This window comes from Massilia sp. CT11-108 (assembly GCF_047302915.1).
Classification (GTDB): Bacteria; Pseudomonadota; Gammaproteobacteria; order Burkholderiales; family Burkholderiaceae_D; genus Telluria; species Telluria orientalis.
Genome location: NZ_JBKYMO010000636.1, coordinates 1 through 2,729 on the forward strand (window position 1 = coordinate 1; position 2,729 = coordinate 2,729).

A 2,729-nucleotide genomic window follows, 5' to 3' on the forward strand; every position below is an offset into this window, starting at 1 on the left:
GCGTGAACCCGGCGCGCAGGCGGTCGCCTTCGCGCACCTGCGGCGGCAGGCCGGAGACGAGCATCAGGTCCTGCGACGTGCGGATGTCCGTGCCGCCCGTGCCGAACCGGCCCGCGCCGCTGCTCGCCACGGCGACGACGCGGAACGACGTCAGCGAATCGTTCAGCGGCACGTCGACTTTCGCCTCGCCGTTCGCATCGAGGACGACCTTGCCCTTCCACAGCAGCAGCGTCTCGAACAGTTCGCGCCCGGCGCCGCGGCCGCCGCCCCCGCCGTGCGGGAACGCCTTGCGGCCGAAGTGGCGCTTGCCGACGACCTGCATCTGCGCCGTCGACGTCTCCACCTGCAGGCTGCGTTCGTGCATCATCGTCTCGAGCAGATTCCAGCTCGTGTTGGGCATCAGTTCCAGCAGGCCGGCATCGACGGCGGCCACGGTGACTTCCGTGCCGGCCGCCGGCCGCGTGCCGTCCGGGTCGCGCACACGGATGGTCACCTGCGCACGTTCGCGCACCTTGTACACCGGCTTGTCGGCCGCGACGTCGACCTTCAGTTCGTGCCCCTTCCAGCCCACGCGGATCGGCGCGATCCCGAGTTTATAGGCGGGCTTGCCCAAGTCGACGAGCGCCGTCGGCTGCACGCCCGCCACGCGCCCGCGCACGACGAGGGCCGACACGAACACGTTCGGCGCATAGCTCGCTTTCACGGGAATCGAGATCGTCTGGTCGCGGCCGGACAGGCGCCGCACGTACGTGTCGAGGATGCCCTCGCGCTCGACGGTCACGAGCACGGTCGCGCGGCGGAACGGGCTGCGCACCTGGAAGCGCGCCTGCTCGCCCGGCTCGTAGCGCTTCTGCGCCGGCAGCAGGTCGATGCGGTCGTGGTCCGCGTTCGCGAACCACTGTTCCTCATCGCCCGCCACGTAGACTTCGCGATGGGTGGCCGCCACGCGTTGCTGCGGATCGGTCGCTCGGGCGCGCAGGATCAGGTCACCGTCGACTGGCGCCTTCACGTCGCACACGAGCAGGCCGCGCGTGTCCGTCGTGCCGCTGCACGCCTCGCCGATGCGCTTGATCTCGGCGCTGTGCTCGTAGGCGTAAAAGCCGCCGACGAGACGGCGCCGGTGCGAATACGTCGCGCGCTTGAGCAGGTCGACCGTCACCGGCACGTTCGCCACCGGCTTGCCGGCGACGTCCAGCACGACGGTCTGGAATTTCAGCGCATCGCGGCGCAGCAGCCAGCCATCGGGCTTGATGCCGACGACGTACGCGGATGGCCACAGCGGCACGCGTGTGGAGACCGTCAAGGTCTCGCCGTTGGCGTCCTGGTACGACAATTCCGCCAGCAGGCTTTTCGGGCGCTCGATCGCCGGCAGCTTGTCGACGACGATGCGCGCGCCGCCCGCGCGGTCGAGCTGCAGGCTCTGCGTGCGCGCGACTTCCTGGCCGGGCGTGCCTTCCGATTCCGTCTCTTCCTCGCCCTCGCTACCTTGGTCGACGACGCCCTCACGCACATCGCCCGCACCCAGCGCGAACTCGTCGTAGTCGGCGAACTGCACGCCGGTATCCTGCACGACGCTGCGCAATTTCACCGGCGCGAGACCCGCCGGGCCGCCGGACAAATAGCTCACCTGCGCATCGAGCGTGACGGCCCGCGGCGCCACGGCGGGATGCTTCGGTCCCGCCAGTTGCGCCTTCATCGTCGGCACGCGGAATTGCTCGACACGGAAATCGCCCGCCACCTGGCCGCCGATCAGCACGTCGTACCCGCCGAGCTTCGCTTCTGCCGGGATCGCCCACTCGCCTTCGGCGCTGCCGTTCGCGTCCCAGCGCAGCGGGAATTCGACCTTTTCGCCGCTGCCCTGGTGGACAAGGAAGCCGCGCGCCGGCAGCGCGGTCTTGTCCGTGCCAAGTTCCTGCGCGCGCCAGTCGCGGAGCGCCGATGGCGCCGGATCCTTCGCGCGCACGAAGGCAAAACCCTGCTGCGTGCGGCGGCGCAGGTAGTGCTTCATGTGGACGGTTTCGCCGGCGCGCAAGAGTGTCCGGTCGAATACGGTGGCGACGATGCGGCTGTCCTCGTCGCGGCCGCCCGTGGGCAGGTTGAAACGCCATGCCTCGATGCCCTGCTGCCAGTCGGACAGGGTGAACGTGAAGTCGTCGCCGCGCGCGGCCGTCACGACGTAGTTGTCGCCTTCCTTGCAGCGCGCACGCGGGAGCGCCTGGCGGATGCGCGCGATGCCGGCGGCGTCGCTCGTGCCGGTCCACAGCAGCCGCGCGCCGCAGTCGCGCACTTCCACGCGGGCGCCCGCAACGGGCTGGCCCTTGTCGAGCGACGTCACCCACACGAGCGACGATTGCGCGCCGAGCTTGAAGTGCGCGGCGAGATTCGTGACCAGGGCCGCGCTGCGCACGTAGGCCCTGCGGCCTTTCGGATTCAGCGCGGCGCCCAGGCGCGGGCTTTCCAGTTCGACCGCGTAGAAGCCGGGCTGGCGCAGCGGGATGCCGATCACTTCGAACGCGCGCCGGCCGAGCGGTTTCGGGAGCGTGAAGCGCTGCAGCGCGTCCGGCCTGGCGCCCTTGAAGATCGACACCTTCAGCTGATCGCCTTCCGGCTGGCTGGGATTCAGCCCGCCATGCGGCCCCGCGACCTTGCGCAGCCACGTGAGCACGTCGGCCGTGCGGCTGGCGTCGAGGCGCATGGCGACGCCGTTCGTGTGCACGCGGCCGACGTGC

Annotated in this window: 1 protein-coding gene; it reads right to left on the bottom strand. The window is 70.4% G+C overall.

The features are described 5' to 3' along the window. Positions 1 to 2,729: MG2 domain-containing protein (locus ACEN88_RS28705; RefSeq protein WP_413345170.1), on the bottom strand; the 2,729-nt coding region annotated here is incomplete at both ends.